This window comes from Amycolatopsis sp. 195334CR (assembly GCF_017309385.1).
Taxonomy (GTDB): domain Bacteria; phylum Actinomycetota; class Actinomycetes; order Mycobacteriales; family Pseudonocardiaceae; genus Amycolatopsis.
In genome coordinates this window covers 1,041,053-1,060,622 of the sequence record NZ_JAFJMJ010000003.1, presented here as the reverse complement: position 1 = coordinate 1,060,622, position 19,570 = coordinate 1,041,053, and the positions used below count along the sequence as shown (strand labels likewise).

General features: G+C 71.8%; 20 protein-coding genes. 12 read left to right on the top strand and 8 right to left on the bottom strand.

Features of this window, described 5'->3' with window-relative positions:
- Positions 1–2 precede the first annotated feature (2 nt).
- Together JYK18_RS42155 and JYK18_RS42150 are read right to left on the bottom strand one after the other, a co-directional pair.
- A complete protein-coding gene (locus JYK18_RS42155; RefSeq protein ID WP_206809577.1) occupies positions 3–827 on the bottom strand; it encodes an ABC transporter permease in 825 nt (274 codons plus the stop codon).
- The gene (locus tag JYK18_RS42150; protein WP_206809576.1) at positions 824–1,786 is read right to left on the bottom strand and encodes an ATP-binding cassette domain-containing protein; all 963 of its coding nucleotides are present in this window, start codon (positions 1,784–1,786) and stop codon (positions 824–826) included. Before JYK18_RS42150 ends, JYK18_RS42155 begins: the two co-directional genes overlap by 4 nt.
- Before the next feature lie 112 nt (positions 1,787–1,898).
- On the opposite strand from JYK18_RS42150, the gene JYK18_RS42145 reads away from it, so the two are divergent.
- Positions 1,899–2,615 carry a TetR/AcrR family transcriptional regulator gene (locus JYK18_RS42145; protein WP_206809575.1) on the top strand — a complete coding sequence of 239 codons (717 nt, stop codon included), beginning with the start codon at positions 1,899–1,901 and terminating at the stop codon, positions 2,613–2,615.
- A gap of 25 nt (positions 2,616–2,640) precedes the next feature.
- Here JYK18_RS42145 and JYK18_RS42140 read toward each other — a convergent pair whose 3' ends face one another.
- Positions 2,641–4,437, bottom strand: coding sequence for a long-chain fatty acid--CoA ligase (locus tag JYK18_RS42140; protein WP_206809573.1), 1,797 nt, complete (start codon positions 4,435–4,437; stop codon positions 2,641–2,643).
- Between the two features lie 120 nt (positions 4,438–4,557).
- Between JYK18_RS42140 and JYK18_RS42135 the strand changes: the two genes are divergently transcribed.
- The 7 genes from JYK18_RS42135 to JYK18_RS42105 all read left to right on the top strand — a co-directional run bounded on the left by JYK18_RS42135 (position 4,558) and on the right by JYK18_RS42105 (position 9,779).
- Entirely contained in the window at positions 4,558–4,956 is a 399-nt protein-coding gene (locus JYK18_RS42135) for a polyketide cyclase / dehydrase and lipid transport (protein ID WP_206809572.1), read from the top strand.
- A gap of 14 nt (positions 4,957–4,970) precedes the next feature.
- Positions 4,971–5,759 (top strand): metallophosphoesterase, encoded by a 789-nt coding sequence (locus tag JYK18_RS42130; RefSeq protein WP_206809571.1) that lies wholly within the window; start codon positions 4,971–4,973, stop codon positions 5,757–5,759.
- 27 nt (positions 5,760–5,786) lie between these two features.
- The gene (locus JYK18_RS42125) at positions 5,787–6,224 is read left to right on the top strand and encodes an SRPBCC family protein (protein ID WP_206809570.1); all 438 of its coding nucleotides are present in this window, start codon (positions 5,787–5,789) and stop codon (positions 6,222–6,224) included.
- 2 nt (positions 6,225–6,226) lie between these two features.
- Positions 6,227–7,402 carry an ArsA family ATPase gene (locus JYK18_RS42120; protein ID WP_206809569.1) on the top strand — a complete coding sequence of 392 codons (1,176 nt, stop codon included), beginning with the start codon at positions 6,227–6,229 and terminating at the stop codon, positions 7,400–7,402.
- Complete coding sequence (locus JYK18_RS42115) at positions 7,402–7,806, top strand: hypothetical protein (RefSeq protein WP_206809568.1); 405 nt, start codon at positions 7,402–7,404, stop codon at positions 7,804–7,806. The genes JYK18_RS42120 and JYK18_RS42115 overlap by 1 nt, the downstream gene beginning before the upstream one ends.
- Positions 7,807–8,832, top strand: a complete 1,026-nt coding sequence (locus JYK18_RS42110; RefSeq protein WP_206809567.1) for an ROK family protein — start codon at positions 7,807–7,809, stop codon at positions 8,830–8,832.
- A 107-nt stretch (positions 8,833–8,939) separates the two neighbouring features.
- Positions 8,940–9,779 carry an NUDIX domain-containing protein gene (locus JYK18_RS42105; RefSeq protein WP_206809566.1) on the top strand — a complete coding sequence of 280 codons (840 nt, stop codon included), beginning with the start codon at positions 8,940–8,942 and terminating at the stop codon, positions 9,777–9,779.
- Here JYK18_RS42105 and JYK18_RS42100 read toward each other — a convergent pair.
- Genes JYK18_RS42100 through JYK18_RS42090 form a run of 3 tightly spaced genes read right to left on the bottom strand, consistent with a single transcriptional unit; the run spans position 9,772 to position 12,216 of the window.
- Positions 9,772–10,914, bottom strand: coding sequence for a glutamate--cysteine ligase (locus tag JYK18_RS42100; RefSeq protein ID WP_206809564.1), 1,143 nt, complete (start codon positions 10,912–10,914; stop codon positions 9,772–9,774). The two genes, JYK18_RS42105 and JYK18_RS42100, sit on opposite strands and share 8 nt — an antisense overlap.
- A 22-nt stretch (positions 10,915–10,936) precedes the next feature.
- Complete coding sequence (locus tag JYK18_RS42095) at positions 10,937–11,449, bottom strand: hypothetical protein (protein ID WP_206809562.1); 513 nt, start codon at positions 11,447–11,449, stop codon at positions 10,937–10,939.
- Positions 11,446–12,216: a carboxylesterase gene (locus JYK18_RS42090; protein WP_206809560.1), complete on the bottom strand. Its 771-nt coding sequence runs from the start codon at positions 12,214–12,216 to the stop codon at positions 11,446–11,448. The genes JYK18_RS42095 and JYK18_RS42090 overlap by 4 nt, the downstream gene beginning before the upstream one ends.
- Before the next feature lie 225 nt (positions 12,217–12,441).
- On the opposite strand from JYK18_RS42090, the gene JYK18_RS42085 reads away from it, so the two are divergent.
- Positions 12,442–13,203 (top strand): 1-acyl-sn-glycerol-3-phosphate acyltransferase, encoded by a 762-nt coding sequence (locus tag JYK18_RS42085; protein ID WP_206809557.1) that lies wholly within the window; start codon positions 12,442–12,444, stop codon positions 13,201–13,203.
- Between the two features lie 32 nt (positions 13,204–13,235).
- Positions 13,236–13,736 (top strand): polyadenylate-specific 3'-exoribonuclease AS, encoded by a 501-nt coding sequence (locus tag JYK18_RS42080; RefSeq protein ID WP_206809556.1) that lies wholly within the window; start codon positions 13,236–13,238, stop codon positions 13,734–13,736.
- Positions 13,737–13,988: 252 nt separating this feature from the next.
- On the opposite strand, the gene JYK18_RS42075 is transcribed toward JYK18_RS42080, so the two are convergent.
- Positions 13,989–15,062 (bottom strand): 3-deoxy-7-phosphoheptulonate synthase, encoded by a 1,074-nt coding sequence (locus JYK18_RS42075; protein ID WP_206809555.1) that lies wholly within the window; start codon positions 15,060–15,062, stop codon positions 13,989–13,991.
- Between the two features lie 475 nt (positions 15,063–15,537).
- Here JYK18_RS42075 and JYK18_RS42070 point away from each other — a divergent pair, with 475 nt between their 5' ends.
- Positions 15,538–16,563, top strand: a complete 1,026-nt coding sequence (locus JYK18_RS42070) for a 6-phosphofructokinase (protein ID WP_206809554.1) — start codon at positions 15,538–15,540, stop codon at positions 16,561–16,563.
- Positions 16,564–16,631: 68 nt separating this feature from the next.
- On the opposite strand, the gene JYK18_RS42065 is transcribed toward JYK18_RS42070, so the two are convergent.
- On the bottom strand, positions 16,632–18,074 hold the full coding sequence (locus tag JYK18_RS42065) for an aromatic amino acid ammonia-lyase (RefSeq protein WP_206809553.1): 1,443 nt from the start codon (positions 18,072–18,074) through the stop codon (positions 16,632–16,634).
- Positions 18,075–18,277: 203 nt separating this feature from the next.
- On the opposite strand from JYK18_RS42065, the gene JYK18_RS42060 reads away from it, so the two are divergent.
- Positions 18,278–19,525, top strand: a complete 1,248-nt coding sequence (locus JYK18_RS42060; RefSeq protein ID WP_206809552.1) for a glycoside hydrolase family 18 protein — start codon at positions 18,278–18,280, stop codon at positions 19,523–19,525.
- Positions 19,526–19,570 lie beyond the last annotated feature (45 nt).

Sequence of the window (19,570 nt, the reverse complement as noted above, 5' to 3'; positions counted from 1 at the left end):
GACTACAACCCCGCGCGGTTGAAGTTCCGGACCGACAGGGGCGCGAAGACCACCAGCAGCAGCACCGACCACCCGACCGAGGCCAGGACCGGATTGGCCAGTGGCCAAGCCACGTCCGGCCCGGTCGGGATGCCGGGGTTGCCGAACAGCACCCGCAGCGCGCCGACCGTGGCGCTCACCGGGTTCCACTCGGCGATCACCGCCAGCCAGTCCGGCATCCCGCTGGTGGGCACGAAGACGTTCGAGATCATGGTGACCGGCATCAGCAGCGGACCGACCCGCGAAGCCGTCTCCTCCTTCTTGATCACCGAACCGAGGAACACCCCGACCCACGAGACCGCGAAGTTCATCAGGAACAACACGCCGAACCCGGCCAGCGTCATGCCGAACCCGTTGTGCGCGCGCCAGCCGAAAGCCAGGCCGCACAACGACATCACCACCACGCCGGTGGCCCCGACCAGCAGGTCCGCCGCGGTCTGGCCGAACGGCACCGCCGCCCGCGACATCGGCATCGAGCGGAACCGGTCCATCACGCCGAGCCCGTTGTCCTTGGCGATCACCGTCAGCGTGCCGGCGATCGACATGGTCAGGCTCATCACGAACAACCCCGGCATCAGGTACTCGCGGTAGTTCGCGCCGTTGTCGATCGGGATCGCGCTGCCGAACACGTACCCGAACAGCACCACCGCGACCAGCGGGAAGGCCAGTCCGGCGATCACCTGCCCCGGGCTGTGCTTGAGCTTGAGCAGGTTCCGGTAGAACACGGTCAGGCCGTCGTGCACGGTGAACCGCAGCTTCGACCACTGGGGCTGGGCCAACGCGGTCATGCCGGTACCTCCGCCACGCGCTGGGTGAGTTCGAGGAACACCTCGTCGAGGGTGGGCGTGCGGCGGCCGATGTCGGCCACCTCGATCCCGGCCATGTTCAGCCACCGCAACACGTCCGGCAGGCTCAGCACGGCCGAGCCGGTGGCCACGCTGACCCGCCGCTCGTCCGGGTCGACGTCCGGCGCGGCGCGGGCGATCTCGGCCATCGCCCTGGCCGCGCGCATCAGGTCGGCGGTGGGCGCGACCACCACGTCGAGCCGTCCGCCGATGCGCGACTTCAGCTGCGCGGGCGTGCCCTCGGCGATCACCCGGCCGGTGTCGATCACCGCGATCTTGTGCGCCAGCTGGTCGGCCTCGTCCAGGTACTGGGTGGTCAGCAGCACCGTGGTGCCGCCGGCCACCAGCAGCCGCACCGCGTCCCAGATCTCGTTGCGGCTGCGGGGATCGAGCCCGGTGGTCGGCTCGTCGAGGAACAGCACGGCGGGCTGGATGATCAGGCTGGCGATCACGTCGAGCCGCCGCCGCATGCCGCCGGAGTAGGTCCGCACCTGGCGGTCGGCGGCGTGGGTCAGGTCGAACCGCTCCAGCAGCTCGTCGGCCCGGCGCGCGGCCTGCTTGCCGGTGAGGTGGAACAGCCTGCCGAACATCCACAGGTTCTCGCGGCCGGTCAGCTCCTGGTCCACCGCGGCGTGCTGCCCGGCCAGCCCGATCCGGCGGCGGACCTCGCCGGGCTGGGCAGCCACGTCGAAGCCGGCGATCCTGGCGCGCCCGGCGTCCGGTTTGGTCAGCGTCGTGAGCACGCGGATGGTGGTGCTCTTGCCCGCCCCGTTCGGCCCGAGCAGGCCGTACACGGTGCCCGCCGGAACACGCAGGTCCAGCCCGGCCAGCGCCTGAGTTTCGCCGTACCGCTTCCGCAGCCCCTCGGCGACCACGATCGGCTCGTGCCCTGGTGCGCCCATCCCGCTGACCTCCGCAACAACAGACCGGGTACGTCGTACGCAGAGGCTAGCCAACTGGGTACGACGTACGCAACAATGATTCCCCCAGTCTTTACCGAGGAAGATGCGGTTGATGAGCGAGCCCAGTGCCCCGTGGAACATCTGGATGCGGCCCGAGTGGAGCGGCCGCGGGCCGAAGCCGTCCTACAGCCGGGCCCAGATCGCGGACACCGCCATCCGGCTCGCCGACGCCGACGGCATCGAGGCGCTGTCCATGCGCAAGGTGGCCGCGGAACTCGGCACCGGCGCGATGACCCTCTACCGCTACGTGCCGAACAAGGAGGAACTGCTCGAGCTGATGATCGACCAGTGCTTCGCCGGGGCGGAGCTGCCGCCGCGCACCGGCAGCTGGCGGGCCGACATCAGCGAGCTGCTGCGCGGACACCGGGCCACCCTGCTGCGCCACCCGTGGCTCAGCCGGATGACCGTCAGCCGCTCCAGCGCCGGGCCGAACATGTTGCGCCGCATGGAGTTCGGTATGTCCATTTTGGACGGACTGGGGTTGGACACCGGGCAGGTGCTGGAGACCTTCCTGGTGCTGGCGGCCTGGGTCTCCGGTTCCACCGACGCCGAACTGGCCGAGCGCGAGGCACGACGGCGCTCCGGGGTGGACCGCGACGCCGCGCACGCGGCGATCGCGCCCTACGTGGAACAGGTGGTCGGCAGCGGGGCGTACCCGTACTTCGAGCGGACGGTGCGCGAGGCGCGGTTCCGCAGTCCGGAGGAACGCTTCGAATCCGCCCTGAAACTGATCCTGGACGGAATCGAAGCGAACCTGCCGGGGAAGTGAGCTACAGCGCTTCGATGGCCGCGAGTTACTTCGTGTACAGCGTTTCGATGTCGCCGGCGTAGTTCTTGGTCACCACGTTGCGCTTGAGCTTCATGCTCGGCGTGACCTCACCACCGGCCTCGGTGAAGTCCTGCGGCAGGATGGCGAACTTCTTGATCGCCTCCGCGTGCGAGACCAGCCGGTTCGCCTCGTCGACCGCGGCCTGCACTTCGGCGCGCAGGTCGGCGTCGTCGGCGAGTTCGGCCACCGTCGCGCCTTCGGCCTTGCCGTGCTGGGACTTCCACGACGGGAAGTACTCCTCGTCGATGGTGATCAGCGCGCTGATGTAGGGCCGCTGGTCGCCGACCACCATGGCTTGGCTGATCACCGGGTGCGCCTTGAGGCTGTCCTCCAGCCCGGACGGGGCGACGTTCTTGCCGCCCGCGGTCACGATGATCTCCTTCTTGCGACCGGTGATCTTGAGGAAGCCGTCGTCGTCCAGCTCACCGAGGTCGCCGGTGTGGAACCAGCCGTCCTTGAGCGATTCGGCGGTGGCCTCGGCGTTGTTCCAGTACCCGGCGAAGACCACCTCGCCGGACAGCAGCACCTCGCCGTCCTCGGCGATGCGCACCGAGGTGCCGGCCAGCGGCCTGCCCACGGTGCCGACGCGGAAGGCCGCCTCGGTGTTGACGTTGGAGGCCGCCGACGTCTCGGTCAGCCCGTAGCCCTCGAACACCGGCACGCCGATGCCGCGGAAGAAGTGCGCCAGCCGGGCGCCCAGCGGGGCCCCGCCGGACACCGCCGCGATGCACCGGCTGCCCAGCGCCGCCCGCAGCTTCGAGTAGACCAGCTTGTCGAACACCGCGTGCTTGACGCGCAGCCCGAGGCCGAGCCCGCCGCTGTCCTTGGCCTGGCTGTAGGCCACCGCGGTGGCCTCGGCGGCGTCGAAGATCTTGCCCTTGCCGTCGCCGTGCGCCTTCTGCTTCGCACCGTTGTAGACCTTCTCGAACACCCGCGGCACGGCGACCACGAAGGTCGGCCGGAAGGTGCCCAGGTCGGCGACCAGGTTCTTCACGTCGGAGGTGTGCCCGAGCGTCACCCGCGCGGTCACCCCGGTCAGCGCCAGCGCCCTGGCCAGCACGTGCGCCAGCGGCAGGAACACCAGCAGCGAGTTGCCCTGCTCCATCAGCTGCGGGAAGGCCTGGATCGCGCCCTGGATCTCGGCGAGCAGGTTGTGGTGCGTCAGCTCGACGCCCTTCGGCCTGCCGGTGGTGCCCGAGGTGTACACGATGGTGGCGGTGTCGGTGGACCTGACCGACCGGCGGCGCTCGTGCAGCTCGTCGTCGCTGAGTTCGGCGCCCAGCTTGCCCAGCTCGTCCAGCGCCGGGGTGGCGCCCTCGATCTGCCACGTGTGCGCCAGGTCGCCGAGCCGCGAGCGCACCTCCTCGAGGGTGGCGCGGTGCTCGTCGGTCTCCACGAACACGGCCTTGGCCTGCGCGTCGGACAGGATCCAGTGCACCTGCTCGGCGGCGGAGGTGTCGTAGATCGGCACGGTGACCGCGCCCGCCGCCCAGATCGCGAAGTCGAGCAGGGTCCACTCGTAGCGGGTCTTGGACATCAGCCCGACCCGGTCCCCCGGCTGGATGCCCGCCGCGACCATGCCCTTCGCCGCGGCGAGCACCTCGGCGGCGAACTCCCGCGCGGTCACGTCGAGCCACGACCCGTCGACCAGGCGCCGGAAGCTGATCACCTCGCCGAAGCGCTCGGCGTTGGACCAGACGACGTCGGCGAGGCTCTCCTCTTCGGACACCTTCCGGGCAGCGGGGGCGCTGAATTCGCGCACGTGGGACCTCCGAATCGACCACCGGCTTTGGTGTTACTCGCGGGTTAACCTAGCTTGCGTACTCGGGATTGGCCACGGTGGGCGCACGGCCGTTACGCGAGACATGACATTCTGCACGTCGTGTCCGCTTCGAACCAGGCACCGCCCGCGCTCGACATCGTCGACGAGACCTTTCTCGCGGTGCCGCCGTCGACCGTCGCCGCCGCCTTCGCCGATCCGCGCTCCTGGACCAGGTACTGGCCGGATCTGGTGCTCGAGGTCTACACCGACCGGGGCGACCGCGGCCAGCGCTGGACCGTGCGCGGAGCGCTGGTCGGCACCATGGAGGTGTGGCTGGAGCCGGTGCTCGACGGCACGCTGCTGCACTACTTCCTGCGTGCCACGCCCACCCGCGAGGTCACCCAGCGTGAGCTGCGGCGGGAGTTCGACCGGCGCGCCAGAGCGGCCAAGGCCATCGCGCTGGAGCTCAAGGAGATCTTGGAAGACGGGCGGGCACCGGGTGTGCCGCCGGCCGGGTAGGGGCAGGGGCACGGATGCGGGTACATGTGGTGTCGGACGTGCACGGCAACGCCGAGGCGCTGGCACGCGCCGGTGACGGGGCCGACGCGCTGATCGTGCTCGGCGACCTGCTCGACTTCGTCGACTACCGGCGGCACGGCAACGGCATCCTCGGCACGTTGTTCGGCGAGGAGAAGGTGGGGGAGTTCGCCCGGCTGCGCCGGGAGGGCACCCGCGACGAGACGGTCGCCTTCGCGCGTTCGCTCTGGGGCAGCCTCGCCGACCCCGGCGGCGCGGTCGACGAGGCGATCCGCGCCCAGTACGAGACGCTGTTCGCCGCGTTGACCGCCCCGGTCTACCTGACCCCCGGCAACGTCGACACGCCCGCGCTGTGGCCCGAGTTCGCCGGGCCGGACGCCCAGATCCTGGACGGTGACGTGGCCGAGATCGGCGGCCTGCGGTTCGGGTTCGTCGGCGGCGCGCTGCTGCCGGACGGGGTCAAACCGCGGGCGAACCCGGTCTGGCGGCCGTACCTGCGCCAGCGCGAGGAGTTCGACGCCGCGGTGGCCAAGCTCAAGGACATCGACGTGCTGTGCAGCCACATCCCGCCCGCGGTGCCCCAGCTGACCTACGACGTGGTGGCGCGGCGCGCCGAACCGGGGTCGGACGCGCTGCTAGATCTCATCCGTTCCGGGCAGCCGCGCTGGTCCGTTTTCGGCCATGTGCACCAGCCGCTGGCCGCGCGTGCGCGCCTCGGCCGGACCGAGTGCCGTAACGTCGGTCACTTCAAGGAGACGGCCCAGCCGTACGTGCTGCGCTGGTAGTCCTTACGGGACGGTAGCCTTTGGCGCATGGCCGAGCAGTCCACGCAGTCCATCGAGGTCGACGCGTCGCCGGAGCGGATCATGGAGGTGATCGCGGACTTCCCGGCCTACCCGGAGTGGACCAAGGCCGTCCGCGAGACCGAGGTGCTGGCCGAGGCCGGTGGCGGCCGGGCCAAGCAGGTGAAGATGACCCTCGACGCGGGCCCGGTCAAGGACGTCTACACCCTGGAGTACGACTGGGCGCCCGACGGGCTCTCGGTCAGCTGGCACCTGATCAAGGGCCAGATGCAGAAGTCGCAGAACGGCCGGTACCTGCTCGAACCGCAGGCCGGGGGCAAGACCAAGGTCACCTACACGCTGTCGGTGGAGCTGGCCCTGCCGATGATCGGGCTGCTGCGCCGCAAGGCGGAGAAAATGATCATGGATACCGCGCTGAAGGAGCTCAAGCGCCGAGCTGAGGGCTGATCGTGCGCATCCTGCTGTTCACCGGCAAGGGCGGCGTCGGGAAAACGACGCTCGCGGCCGCCACGGCTGCCTCGCTCGCCGCGCGGGGCAGGAAGACGCTGGTCGTGTCCACCGATCCGGCCCATTCGCTCGGGGACGCCTTCGCCACCGCGCTGGGTGGTGAGCCGTCCGAAGTGGACACTCCAGCTGCTTTTGCCGGGGGTCCGGGGGTCGTCCCCCGAGCGTTGACACTGCACGCCGCGCAGATCGACTCGCGCGCGCTGGTCGACGACGCCTGGGCCGAGCTGCGCGGGCAGTTGCGCGGCCTGCTCTCCGGTGCCGGGGTCGAGGCGCTGGACGCCGAGGAACTGACCGTGGTGCCGGGCGTGGACGAACTGCTCGCGCTGACCGAGGTGCGCAGGCTCGCCGAGGCCGGGCCGTGGGAGAACGTGGTGGTCGACTGCGGGCCGACGGCGGAGACGCTGCGCCTGCTCTCACTGCCCGAGGCGGTCTCGGGTTATCTCGGCAGGCTGCGCGGGCGCGGTGGGCTGGGCCGGTCCGTCCGGCGCTTCGCCACCCACCTGGCCGGGTTGCGCACGCTGCTGACCGATCCGTCGGTGACCACCGTGCGCCTCGTGCTCACGCCGGAACGGCTGGTGGTCGCCGAAACCCGCCGCACGCTCAGCTCCCTCGCGCTGCGCGGCATCGCCGTCGACGGGCTGATCGTCAACCGCCTGATGCCCGCGCCCGGCCGGATGCCCGGTTCGGCGGCGGCGTGGCTGCGCACCCGTCGCGCCCAGCAGGACGCCGTGCTCACCGAACTCACCGAGGCCGGGCTGGAGCGCTCGCTGCGCCGGGTCGAGCACCGCGCGGTCGAGCCGGTCGGCCTGCCCGCGCTGCTGGAGATCGCCGGTGACCTCTACGGCACCGAGGACCCGCTGGCCCGCTCGGCGCGGCCGGTCGCCCCGCTGCTGTCGGTCGCCGAGACCGAGGGCGGGCACGAGCTGCGGGTGGGCGTGCCGCTGACCCGGTCGGCCAGGGTGGACCTGGCCAGGGTCGGTGACGACCTGGCGATCACGGTGGACGGGGTCCGCCGGCTGATCGCCCTGCCCGAGCTGCTGCGCCCGTGCCGGATCACCGGCGCGGAATCCGATTCCGCCGGGCTGGTGGTCCAGCTCGAGCCGGCCGGAGGTGCCTGATGCCCGCTGAGCCGGAGACCGGGGCGCACTCCCTGGCCGAGGAGCTCCGCCTGCTCATCGAGCTGGTGGTGGAGCGGGCCGCGCCGTGGCTGGACGGGGTGATCGCGGCCGGGCACGACGAGTCCGGGCACGCCGAGCCCGCCGGTGGCTGCGGCTGGTGCCCGTTCTGCGCGGTCGTGTCGCTGGCACGCGGGGAGCGCCCGGAGATCGCCGCGCGGGTGCTGGAGCAGGCCGCGCAGCTGGTCGCGCTGCTGCGGGCGGTGCTGGCCGATCGCTGGGCACCGGAGGAGGGCGTGCACATGCCGGGGTTCACGCCGCGGCCGGAACCCCGCGCGGAGACCGGCGCGACGCGGGTGCAGCACGTCCCGGTGCGGCGCCGGGAAGACTGGGATACCGGCCGATAGATGGGTTCTCGTGGGTTGAAGAAGACGCTCAAGCGGACGTTCCGCCGTCCCGAGCTGGCGATCGGCGTCGACGTCGGCGGCACCAGCGTGCGCGCGGGGGTGGTCGACGACCAGGGTTCGCTGCTGGACACCACCCGGGTCGGCACGCCGGGCGGGGAGGGCGCGCTCGAGGACGCCATCGCCGGGGTGGTCGAGGAACTGCGCAACCGGCACGAGGTGACCGCGGTCGGCCTGGCGGTGGCCGGTTTCGTCGGCACCGACCGGCGTTCGGTGATGTTCGCCCCGCACCTGGCCTGGCGGGCGGCGCCGGTGGCCGACCGGATCGCCAAGCGGGTCGGGTTGCCGGTCACCCTGGAGCACGACGCGAACTCGGCGACGCTGGCCGAGCACCGGTTCGGCGCGGCACGCGGGTCGAAGGTGGCGGCGCTGATCGCGCTGGGCACCGGGATCGGCGCGGGCCTGCTGCTCGACGGCCAGATCTACCGGGGCGCGCACGGTGTCGGGCCCGAGCTCGGGCACCTGACCGTGGTGCCGGGCGGGCGGCCGTGCCCGTGCGGCAAGTACGGCTGCTGGGAGCGCTACTGCAGCGGGACGGCGCTGGCGGCCACCGCGGTGGAGCTGCTGGCGCGCAACCCCGGGCGGTCCACCGTGCTGGCCAGGGAGACCGCCGGTGATCCCGGTTCGGTGACCGGGCGGCGGGTGGCCGGGGCCGCGCGTGACGGCGACCCGGTGGCCCAGCGGGCGATGGCGGAGCTGGCGAAGTGGCTCGGTGAGGGGCTCGCGCTGGTGGCGGACGTGTTCGACCCGGAGATCATGGTGATCGGGGGCGGGGTGTCGGAGTCGGCGCCGCTGTTCCTGGACGAGGCCCGCGAGCACTACGCCACCGCGATCACCGGCGCCGGGCACCGGCCGCTGGCACGCATCCGCACCGCCCACCTCGGCGACGACACCGCGATCGTCGGCGCCGCGACGCTGGCCAGGGAGGCCGCGGCCACTCCGGGGCCCAGGGTGGGTGTGCCAGGCTAAGGAGGGTATCGGCGCGGAGCGCTCCGTTGAGGGCGGTGGAGGGCGACGCTGGTCAGGGTTGGCGCGGAGCGCTCCGTTGAGGGCGGTGGAGGGCGACGGGAGGGCGGGTGTTCGTCGAAGACACCTTCGTGACCTGTGCGCAGGGGCACCGGCACTGGGGGCTGCACGGGGCGGCCGGCCTCCTGCTCACCGATCCCGAGCGCGGGGTCCTGCTGCAGCGCCGCGCGTGGTGGACGCACCACGGCCGGACCTGGGCCCTGCCCGGCGGCGCCAAGCGGCCCGGCGAGACCGCGGCCGAGGCGGCCACCAGGGAGGCCGACGAGGAAGCCGCCGTGCCGCCCGAAGTGGTGCGCCCGCTCGCTTCGTCCACAGTGGACCACGGCGGCTGGGACTACACCACGGTGCTGGCCGTCGCCCGCGACCGGGTCAGCGAGCGCGTCCGGAACAAGGAGAGCACCGAGCTCCGCTGGGTGCCGGTCGACGAGGTGGCCGAGTACCGCCTCCACCGGGACTTCGCCCTGGCGTGGCCGGACCTGCGCACCCAGGTGGGCCGGGAACTGGTGCTGGTGGTCGACGCCGCGAACGTGATGGGCTCCCGCCCGGACGGCTGGTGGCGGGACCGCGCGGGCGCGGCGGCGCGTCTGCGCGACCAGCTGGCCCCGCTGGCACTGACCGGGATGGCGCCGCCGCTGCCGGGGGAGTGGTACTGGTGGCCACGCGTCGTGCTGGTGGTCGAAGGCCAGGCGCGCGGCGTCACCTCGATCCCGGGGGTGGAGGTCGTCCCGGCCACCCGGGACGGGGATTCGGAGATCGTCTCGGTGGTGGGTTCGGCACGCGCCGAGGACCACGTGCTGGTGGCCACCGCGGACCGGGAACTGCGCTCGCGCGTCGAGGCCGCCGGGGCCACCGTCATGGGCCCGCGCCCGCTGCTGAACCTGCTCAGCTGAGCGGCGTGATGCCGTCCCGCATCTCCGCGATCAGCGAGGCGACCACGGCCTTCAGGCTCCCGTTGTGCTCCCGCGCGACCGCCCGCTGCCGCTGGTAGCTCGCGCCGTTGCGCAGGATGGTCTCCACCCCGCGCAGCTCACGCACGCAGTCGAGCTGCTTCGCCACCGGCTCCAGCCGTTCGAGCACCACGTCCAGGTCCTCGGTGACCAGCCGCTCGCTGCCCGCCGCGTCGAGGATGATGATCGCGTCCATCCCGTACCGCGCGGCCCGCCACTTGTTCTCCTGCACGTGCCACGGCGGCATGGTCGGCAGCGTCTCACCCTGGTCCAGCCGGGTGCTGAAGTCGTCGACCAGGCACTGGGTGAACGCCGCGATGGCGGCCACCTCCTCCAGCGTCGGCACCCCGTCGCACACGCGCATCTCGACCGTGCCGAAGTGCGGCGCCGGCCGGATGTCCCAGCGGATCTCGGAGAAGTGGTCGATCACCCCGGTGACGAACATGTCGTCCACGTAGCTCTCCAGCTCACCCCACTCGGTGAACTGGAACGGCAGCCCGGCGGTGGGCAGCTGCTGGAACATCAGCGCCCGGTTCGACGCGTACCCGGTGTCCTCCCCGCCCCAGTACGGCGACGACGCCGACAGCGCCTGCAGGTGCGGCGCGTAGTTGAGCAGCGCGTTGAGCACCGGCAGCGCCTTGTCCCGGTGGTCGAGCCCGACGTGCACGTGGACGCCGTAGATCAGCATCTGCCGCCCCCACCACTGGGTGCGGTCGATCAGCTTGGCGTAGCGCTCCTTGTCGGTGACCTTCTGCTGGTACCAGGTGGAGAACGGGTGCGTGCCCGCGGAGAACAGCTCCACGCCCAGCGGATCGGTGTGCCCCCGCAGCTCGTCCAGCGAGGCGGCCAGGTCGTCGGCGGCCTCGGCCACCGTGTCGCACACGCCGGTGATGATCTCGATGGTGTTGAGCAGCAGTTCCTGCTTGATCTTCGGGTGCTCGGCCTCGCCGGGCGGGCACACCGCGTCCAGCAGCCGCTGCGCCACCGAGGTCAGCTCACCGCTGCGGCGGTCGACCAGCGCCAGCTCCCATTCGGCGCCCACGGTCGAGCGTCGCGACGGGTGGAAGTCGATGCGCATGACCAAGCCTAAGACGCAAAGGTCAGACCTGCGCGCCGCTGTCCGGGTCGGCACCGTCCGGCGGGCCCTGCCGGACGCGGAGCAGCAGCAGGCCGATCCCCACCGCCAGCACCAGCAGCCCGATCGGCGTGCCCAGCGTGCTGGACAGCCCGATCACCCCCGGCGCGATCAGCAACAGCAGCCCGAGCACGAAGAACAGCAGCACCACCAGCGCGCCCTTGCGGGGCCGCGGCAGCGGCGGCGGCTCCGGCGGCACGTAGTGCTCGTCGTCGGCGGCCGGGTCGTCGCCGAACACGGTGGCTTCCCACTCGCGTTCCGAACCGCGCCAGCCGCTGGCCGCCACGGTCTGCTCGGGCGGACCGGGCGGACCGGCGGGCGGGCTCGGCGGCGCGGGGGGCGGCGGGGCCGGGGGAGCGGGTTCGTCGTCCTGCTGTTCGAGCGTGGTGCCGACGCCCTCGGCCCGCAGGTCCGCCACGATCTCGGCGAACGTGGCGTCGATGTCCTCCGGCCCGTCGGCGGAGTTCGAACGGCTCATCGCGGGTCCACCTGCCCGGTGCGTGTGATCGATCGGAAGAAGTCGACACTGCGCTCGAAGATCAGCGGGGCGTCGTTGTCCAGGGTGGCCACGTGGTAGCTGTCGGTCAGTTCCACGTCGATCAGCCGCGAGCTGCGCACGCCGTCGGCCACGATGCGCGCGTTCACCGGCTCCACCACGTGGTCAACGACCGAGTGCAGCAGAAGTAGCGGCTGGGTCACCTTGCCGAGGTCGTGGCGCACCAGCGCCCACAACCGGCTCAGGCTCGCCGCCGCGCGCACCGGCACGCGGGGGTAGGCCTGCTCGACCACCCCCGGCTTCTTGATGTCCCCGGCCACGCCCGGCACCGACGGCAGCACGCGGCCGAGCACCGGCAGCAGCTTGGCGTCCCAGCGCAGCGTGGTCACCGAGGGGTTGACCAGCACCAGCCCGGCGATCCGGTCGCCGAACTCCTGGGCCAGCTTCAGCGTCAGCGTGCCGCCCATGGACTGCCCGCAGACGAAGACCGACTCGCAGGTGTCGAACAGCTCCAGCAGCTCCGCGCGGACGCAGCCGTACCAGTCGGTCCAGTTCGTCCGGTTCATCTCCTGCCAGGTGGTGCCGTGGCCGGGCAGCCGCGGCCCGCGCACGGTGTAGCCGGCGCCGGCGAGGTGCTCGCCCCACGGCCGCATGCTGGCTGGTGTCCCGGTGAACCCGTGGCACAGCAGCACGCCGGCCTCGGTGGAGCCGGTGTGCGCGAAGGGTTCCGCGCCGGCGAGCACGGGCATGCTCTCGCCTTCCTCCAGTGGGTTCGAGAACTCCATATTCGCACGGGTTCGGCCCGGCGTGGGGCGATGCCGGACACTGGAGGGGACGCGGCCGGATGTGAGATCGATCGCTGGGCACTCGCAACCGGGGGTCAGGCGTTGTGCGGGGTACGGACGAGTTCGTAGTCTTGCTGATCGGAATCGGCTGTCGGAGACCGTTTCGCCTGCGAGGAGGCCTGGAGCAAGGTGCTGTACCGGTTGATGAAGTACGTGCTGCTCGGCCCGCTGCTGCGGCTGCTGTGGCCGACCAAGGTCTCCGGGGCCGAGAACATCCCGGCCTCCGGTGGCGCGATCCTCGCGGGCAACCACCTCGCCGTCGCCGATTCCTTCTTCATGCCGCTCTACGTCCGCCGGAAGGTGACCTTCCCGGCCAAGTCGGAGTACTTCACCGAGAAGGGCGTGAAGGGCCGGTTCAAGAAGTGGTTCTTCAGCGGGCTCGGCCAGATCCCGATCGACCGCTCCGGCGGCTCGGCCGCGCAGGCCGCGCTGGACACCGCGATCCGCGTGCTGCGTGAGGGGCACCTGCTGGGCATCTACCCGGAGGGCACCCGCTCGCCGGACGGCAGGCTGTACAAGGGCAAGACCGGCGTGGCCAGGATCGCGCTGCAGGCGGGCGTGCCGGTGGTCCCGGTGGTCACCATCGGCACCGACAAGGTGAACCCGATCGGCTCGAAGATGTGGTGGCCGCGGCGGCTCGAGGTCCGCTTCGGCGAGCCGCTGGACTTCTCGCGCTACGAGGGGCTCGCGGGCGACCGGTTCATCGAGCGCTCGATCACCGACGAGATCATGTACGCGCTGATGGAGCTGTCCGGGCAGGAGTACGTGGACATCTACGCGGCGAAGGCCAAGGAGCTGGCCGCCGCCGAGGCGGCCGGGGTGCGCCCCGACGTGCCGAAGCAGCCGTCGGGTGCGGACGCCGACCGGGTGCCGGAGACCAAGGCTTCCTGATCGCTCCGGAAGGTGACCACTAGGGTTGCCCGGTGCGATTTTTCTACGACACCGAGTTCATCGAGGACGGCGTGACGATCGACCTGGTGTCGATCGGTGTCGTGGACGAGAACGGCCGGGAGTTCTACGCGGTTTCCACCGACTTCGACCCGGACCGGGCGGGGCCGTGGGTGCGCGACAACGTGCTGCCGAAGCTGCCCTCGCCCGCGGACCGGGCCTGGCGCGGCCGGGAGCGCATCCGGACCGACCTGCTGGAGTTCTTCGGCAAGCCGGCCGGCGGGATCGAGCTGTGGGCGTGGTTCGCCGCGTACGACCACGTGGCGCTGGCGCAGCTGTGGGGCCCGATGCCCGCGCTGCCGCGGCAGCTGCCCCGGTTCACCCGCGACCTGCGGCAGCGCTGGGAGGACGTGGGCAAGCCGAAACTGCCCGCCGCCCCGGCGAACGCCCACGACGCCCTCGCCGACGCCCGGCACAACCTGGTCCGCTGGCGCGCCATCGAAGAGGAGTGGCACCGGCGAGGCCTCCCCGGCTGAGACCCGCCCGCGTGCGTGCAGTGAATGTGGCTTTCACAGCGCTATCTGCAGTGAAAGCCACATTCACAGCACACGCGGAGGGTCAGCTGGGCCGCCCTTGGCCAGCGTCAGCGGGCTCGGACCGCTTCGGTCAGCGGGCTCGGACTGCTTCGGCGAGGCGGTCGGGCCGCCGGGCCGTGGTGGGCACCGGGTCAGCGGGCTCGGACTGCTTCGGCGAGGCGGTCGGGCCGCCGGGCCGTGGTGGGCACCGGGTCAGCGGGCTCGGACTGCTTCGGCGAGGCGGTCGAGCAGGCGGGCCGTGGTGGGCCAGTCCAGGCAGGCGTCGGTGATGCTCTGCCCGTAGGTCAGCTCGTCGGCCCGGCCGAGGGTCAGATCCTGCCGCCCGGCGGCCAGGAAGCTCTCCAGCATCACCCCGCGGAGGCCCCGTTCGCCGCGCTCGATGCGGTCCGCCAGCTCCCCGACGACCTCCGCCTGCCGCACGTGGTCCTTCCCGCTGTTGCCGTGGCTGGCATCGATCAGCACCCGCTCGGGCAGCCCCGCCCTGCCGAGCCTGCCCAGCGTGTCGGCCACCGTGGCGGCGTCGTGGTTCGGCCCGGCGGCGCTGCCGCGCAGGATCACGTGGCAGTCCGGGTTGCCCGAGGTGGTCAGCAGCGCCGCGACCCCGTCGGCGTTGATCCCGGCGAACACGTGGCTCGCCGCCGCCGCGCGCGTGGCGTCCACCGCCACCTGCACGTCGCCCTCGGTCGAGTTCTTGATGCCGACCGGCATGGACAGCGCGCTGCACAGCTGCCGGTGCACCTGGCTGGCCGCGGTCCGCGCGCCGATCGAGCCCCACGACACGATGTCGGCGATGAACTGCGGGGTGATCGGGTCGAGGAACTCGCAGCCGACCGGCAGCCCCAGCTCGGACACGTCGAGCAGCAGCCGCCGCGCCATGCGCAGGCCGCGGTTGACCGCGAAGCTGCCGTCCAGGCCGGGGTCGTTGATCAGGCCCTTCCAGCCGAGCGTGGTCCGCGGCTTCTCGAAGTACACGCGCATGACCACGTGGAGCTGCTCGCTGAGGCCTTCGGCGTGCGCGGCGAGGCGGCGGGCGTAGTCCATCGCGGCTTCGGTGTCGTGCACCGAGCACGGGCCGACCACGACGAGCAGGCGGTCGTCGGTGCCGTCGAGCACGCCGACCGCGCCTGTTCGTCCTTTATGGACGGTTCGGGCCGCGGTATCGCCGACCGGTAGCTCCTCGCGCAGCAAGGCGGGCGGGATCAGCGGGCTGATGCTGGTGGTGCGCTGGTTGTCCAGCGAGAGGGTGGGGTCGAAGGTGATCGTCATGACGGGGGTCCTTTCGGCCCAGCCGCCCGATCGCACTCCGCCCGAGCCGGCTGGGAAACCGGCTCGAAGGGTGGAAGGTCAGCGCACGGCGTCGCCGACCGGCCCACCCGGGGCCGGCCTGCTAAACCAAAAATACGAGCGCCGCACGCCACGAAGCTAGCACAGCCCCGATCACCGCCCGGCGAACAGCCGCGGTGAACAGCAGGCCAACAGTGCCGAAACCGACGGGGACGCCGAGCCCGTCGCCGGTCAGCGCGGGAGCGCGGTCGGCCAGGCCAGCTCACCGGCGCCCACCTGCCCCATCAGCACGACGAACGGCCCGGCGGCGGCACTCGCCGCGAGCAGGTGGAACCGCCCAGGCCCGCCCGCTACGATGGTCTAGACCATAGCTGCTGCACCGATCAAGTCCGCTACCGCTACGCTGGCGCCGGATGTGTGACCCAAGACAAAGCAGGCAAGCGGAGGTCTGAGTCTGATGCGAGTCGGTGTGCTGACCGGTGGCGGCGACTGCCCCGGGCTGAACGCGGTGATCCGTGCGGTGGTCCGCAAGGGCATCGAGGTCCATGGCTGGGAGATCGTCGGGTTCCGGAGCGGCTGGCAGGGCCCGATGACCGGCAACAGCAGGCCGCTGGGCCTCGACGACGTCGAGGAGATCCTGACCAGGGGCGGCACCATTCTCGGGTCCTCGCGGACCAACCCGTACAAGACCGAGGGCGGGGTCGAGCAGATCCGCGGCGTGCTCGCCGACCAGGGCGTGGACGCGCTGATCGCGATCGGCGGCGAGGACACCCTCGGCGTGGCGAAGAAGCTGACCGACGACGGCATCGGCGTGGTCGGCGTGCCCAAGACCATCGACAACGACCTCGGCGCCACCGACTACACCTTCGGCTTCGACACCGCGGTGCACATCGCCACCGAGTCGATCGACCGGCTGCGCACCACCGCCGAGTCGCACCACCGCGCGCTGGTGGTCGAGGTGATGGGGCGGCACGCGGGCTGGATCGCGCTGCACTCGGGCCTGGCCGGTGGCGCGAACGTGATCCTGGTGCCGGAGCGGCCGTTCTCGGTGGAGAAGGTCGTCGAGTGGGTGGAGCGGCGGTTCGAGCGCCAGTTCGCGCCGATCATCGTGGTCGCCGAGGGCGCCATGCCCGAGGGCGGGGCCGAGGTGCTGCACTCGGGCGAGAAGGACGCGTTCGGGCACGTGCGGCTCGGCGGCGTCGGCACCTGGCTGGCCGAGGAGATCGCCGAGCGCACCGGCAAGGAGTCGCGCGCGGTGGTGCTCGGGCACACCCAGCGCGGCGGCATCCCGACCGCCTACGACCGCGTGCTCGCCACCCGGTTCGGCCTGCAGGCCGTCGACGCGGTGGCCGACGGCGACTTCGGCGTGATGGTCGCGCTCAAGGGCACCGACATCGTGCGCGTGAAGCTCGCGGAGGCCACGGCCGAGCTGAAGACGGTCCCGTCCTCCCGCTACGAGGAAGCCGAAGTCTTCTTCGGCTGAGGCTCGAACGCTATGAGTGGGGCATTACTTGCAATCAACGCAAGTAATGCCCCACTCATAGCATTGGCTCAGATGCGGGCGAGGGCGTCCAGGACGGTGGCGGCGGCCGCGACGTCCTCGGTCAGCGGCCGGTCCGCGGTGCTGGGGTCGAGTACCGCGCCCGCCGTGTCGAAGGCCGCCCGCACCGGGATGTCCACCAGGTCCGCCCGCCGCATGCGCAGGGCCCGCACCGCGGCGACCAGCTCGCACGCCAGCAGCTGCCGGTAGGCCCGGCAGGCCGCGGTGGTCGCCCGCGCGGCCTGGGTGGAGAAGCTCGCGTGGTCCTCCAGCCCGCGCGACACGACCGCGCTGCCCAGCGTCACCGGCAGCGCCGCCTGCCGCAGTTCGGTCAGCGCGTCGTGCGCGACGTACTCCAGGATCATCACGCCGGAACTGCCAGCCGGACCGTCGGCGAGGAACGGCCGCAGCCCGGTGAAGTCCGGCTCGACCAGGTCGCCCAGCCGCGCCGCCGACAGTTCGGCCACCTGGTGCACGGTCGCCCGCGCCTGGTCCAGCGCCGAGGAGACGTACGCGGTGTGGAAGTGCGCGTGGTGGTAGGCGTCGCCCTCCGGCACGCAGATCATCGGGTTCTCGGTCCCGGCGTTGATCTCGACCGCCAGCACGTTCCGCAGGTGGTGCAGCGCGTCCAGCGCGGGTCCCTGCACCTGGGGGAAGGCACGCAGCCCGAACGGGTCCTGGATCCGGCGGCCCGGCGCGGGCGCGCTCTCCATGCCGAGCAGGCGCCGCAGGTCGGCCGCGCACGCGACCTGACCGGCGTGCGGCCGCGCTTCGTGCACCGCCGTCGCGTACGCCTCGGGATTGCCGTCGAGCGCGACGTAGGTCAGCGCGGTGACCGCGTGGCTGGCCTTGGTCAGCGTGTCCAGTTCGAGGGTGGCCAGCACGGCCTCGGCCAGCGTGGCGGCGTTGCTGCTCATGAACGCCAGCGCGTCGCCCGCCTGGACGGCCACCGGCGCCACGCCACCGCGGCGCCACGGGCGTTCCCCGGCCAGCGCGAGCCCGGTTTCCGCCAGCGGCGCCAGGTCACCGGTGCCGATCGCGCCGAGCCGGTGCACCACCGGCAGCGCGCCCGCCCGCAGCGCGTTCGCCAGCGCTTCGATCAGCCCGGTGGCGATCCCGGCGCGCCCGGCCAGCAACTGGTTCAGCCGGATCAGCATCATCGCCCGGACCTGCCCGTCCGGCATCAGCTCGCCGCTGCCGCCGGCGTGGCTGCGCAGCAGGCGCAGGCCGTGGTCGGTGGAGTGCTCCCCGGCCACCGTGTCGTCCTTGTTCGCGCCGACGCCGGTGGTGCGGCCGTAGACCACGCGCCGCGTGCTCAGCTCCTCGGCCAGCTCCCACGCCTTCGCGGCCGCTGCCAGCGCGCCCGGCTCGACTTCGACCTCCAGCGCGCCCTCGGTCCCCGCCACCGCCAGCACGTCCGCGCAGCGCAGCGTGCGTCCGTCCACCTTGACCAACCCGGTCTCCTTCCCGCCGTCTGCGCACAGGGTGCCGCTAGGCCGATCCAGTGCCCCCGCCGGGCCGCCCGGTGACCCCCGGTAGCCGGGTCCGGCAACTCAGCGAACCGTGGTCTGAACCATTGACGGATTGGTCTAGACCCATTTAGCGTGACGGGATCGAGCGGTGCACCGTGGCACCGCCGGGCTCACGGAGGACACCGATGTTCTCATCGCGCAGACGGAGATGGCTGGGTGCGGGCGGCGTGCTCGCCGCCGCACTGATGGCGATCGCGGTCGTGGCTCCGGCCTCGGCCAAGGCACCAGCGCAGGCGCCGGCGCCTGCCGACGCCGGGATCGCCGCACACGGCAAGACCCTCGGCTACTTCGCCCAATGGGGCGTCTACGGCCGGAACTACCACGTCAAGAACATCCACACCTCGGGGTCGGCGGCCAAGCTGACCCACATCAACTACGCCTTCGGCAACGTGGTCAACGGCCAGTGCGTGCTCGGCGACACCTACGCCGACTACGACCGGTTCTACGGCGCCGCCGAGAGCGTCGACGGTGTCGCCGACACCTGGGACAACGGCGCGCTCCGCGGCAACTTCGGCCAGCTGAAGCGGCTGAAGAAGATGTACCCGAACATCAAGGTCCTGTTCTCCTTCGGCGGCTGGACCTGGTCCGGCGGCTTCGGGCAGGCCGCGAAGAACCCCACCGCGTTCGCGAACTCCTGCTACAACCTGCTCAACGACCCGCGCTGGGCCGGTGTGTTCGACGGCATCGACATCGACTGGGAGTACCCCAACGCCTGCGGCCTGACCTGCGACACCAGCGGGCCCGCCGCGCTGAAGAACCTGGCGTCGGCGTTGCGCTCGAAGTTCGGCTCGAAGCTGGTCACCGCGGCCATCACCGGTGACGGTTCGGCCGGCGGCAAGGTGGACGCGGCCGACTACGGCGGCGCCGCGCAGTTCTTCGACTGGTACAACGTGATGACCTACGACTACTTCGGCGGGTGGGCGGCGCAGGGCCCCACGGCCCCGCATTCGCCGCTGACCTCGTACCCGGGCATCCCCAACGCCGGGTTCAACTCCGACGCGGTCATCCAGAAGCTCAAGGGCAAGGGCGTTCCGGCCAGCAAACTGCTGCTGGGCCTCGGTTTCTACGGTCGCGGCTGGACCGGCGTGACGCAGGACGCCCCGGGCGGCACCGCCACCGGCCCGGCGCCCGGCACCTACGAGCAGGGCATCGAGGACTACAAGGTGCTCAAGTCCAAGTGCCCGGCGACCGGCACCGTGGCGGGCACCGCCTACGCCAAGTGCGGGAGCCAGTGGTGGAGCTACGACACCCCGGCCACCATCAAGGGCAAGGTCTCCTACGCCCGCACCCAGGGCCTCGGTGGCACCTTCTTCTGGGAACTCTCGGGTGACACCACGAATGGCGAGCTGATCAGCGCCATCCAGAGCGGCTAGCAGTGGCGGTAGCCGAGGAGCGGGCGGGGAAACCGAGTTCCCCGC

What these genes read in the sequence shown, in the direction of transcription:
- JYK18_RS42075 (WP_206809555.1), bottom strand. Translation starts at nt 15,062, where the DNA reads ATGACGATCACCTTCGACCCCACCCTCTCGCTGGACAACCAGCGCACC.
- JYK18_RS42090 (WP_206809560.1), bottom strand. Translation starts at nt 12,216, where the DNA reads ATGCCCGTGCTCGCCGGCGCGGAACCCTTCGCGCACACCGGCTCCACC.
- JYK18_RS42070 (WP_206809554.1), top strand. Translation starts at nt 15,538, where the DNA reads ATGCGAGTCGGTGTGCTGACCGGTGGCGGCGACTGCCCCGGGCTGAAC.
- JYK18_RS42125 (WP_206809570.1), top strand. Translation starts at nt 5,787, where the DNA reads ATGGCCGAGCAGTCCACGCAGTCCATCGAGGTCGACGCGTCGCCGGAG.
- JYK18_RS42060 (WP_206809552.1), top strand. Translation starts at nt 18,278, where the DNA reads ATGTTCTCATCGCGCAGACGGAGATGGCTGGGTGCGGGCGGCGTGCTC.
- JYK18_RS42095 (WP_206809562.1), bottom strand. Translation starts at nt 11,449, where the DNA reads ATGAGCCGTTCGAACTCCGCCGACGGGCCGGAGGACATCGACGCCACG.
- JYK18_RS42145 (WP_206809575.1), top strand. Translation starts at nt 1,899, where the DNA reads ATGAGCGAGCCCAGTGCCCCGTGGAACATCTGGATGCGGCCCGAGTGG.
- JYK18_RS42155 (WP_206809577.1), bottom strand. Translation starts at nt 827, where the DNA reads ATGACCGCGTTGGCCCAGCCCCAGTGGTCGAAGCTGCGGTTCACCGTG.
- JYK18_RS42110 (WP_206809567.1), top strand. Translation starts at nt 7,807, where the DNA reads ATGGGTTCTCGTGGGTTGAAGAAGACGCTCAAGCGGACGTTCCGCCGT.
- JYK18_RS42115 (WP_206809568.1), top strand. Translation starts at nt 7,402, where the DNA reads ATGCCCGCTGAGCCGGAGACCGGGGCGCACTCCCTGGCCGAGGAGCTC.
- JYK18_RS42100 (WP_206809564.1), bottom strand. Translation starts at nt 10,914, where the DNA reads ATGCGCATCGACTTCCACCCGTCGCGACGCTCGACCGTGGGCGCCGAA.
- JYK18_RS42150 (WP_206809576.1), bottom strand. Translation starts at nt 1,786, where the DNA reads ATGGGCGCACCAGGGCACGAGCCGATCGTGGTCGCCGAGGGGCTGCGG.
- JYK18_RS42130 (WP_206809571.1), top strand. Translation starts at nt 4,971, where the DNA reads ATGCGGGTACATGTGGTGTCGGACGTGCACGGCAACGCCGAGGCGCTG.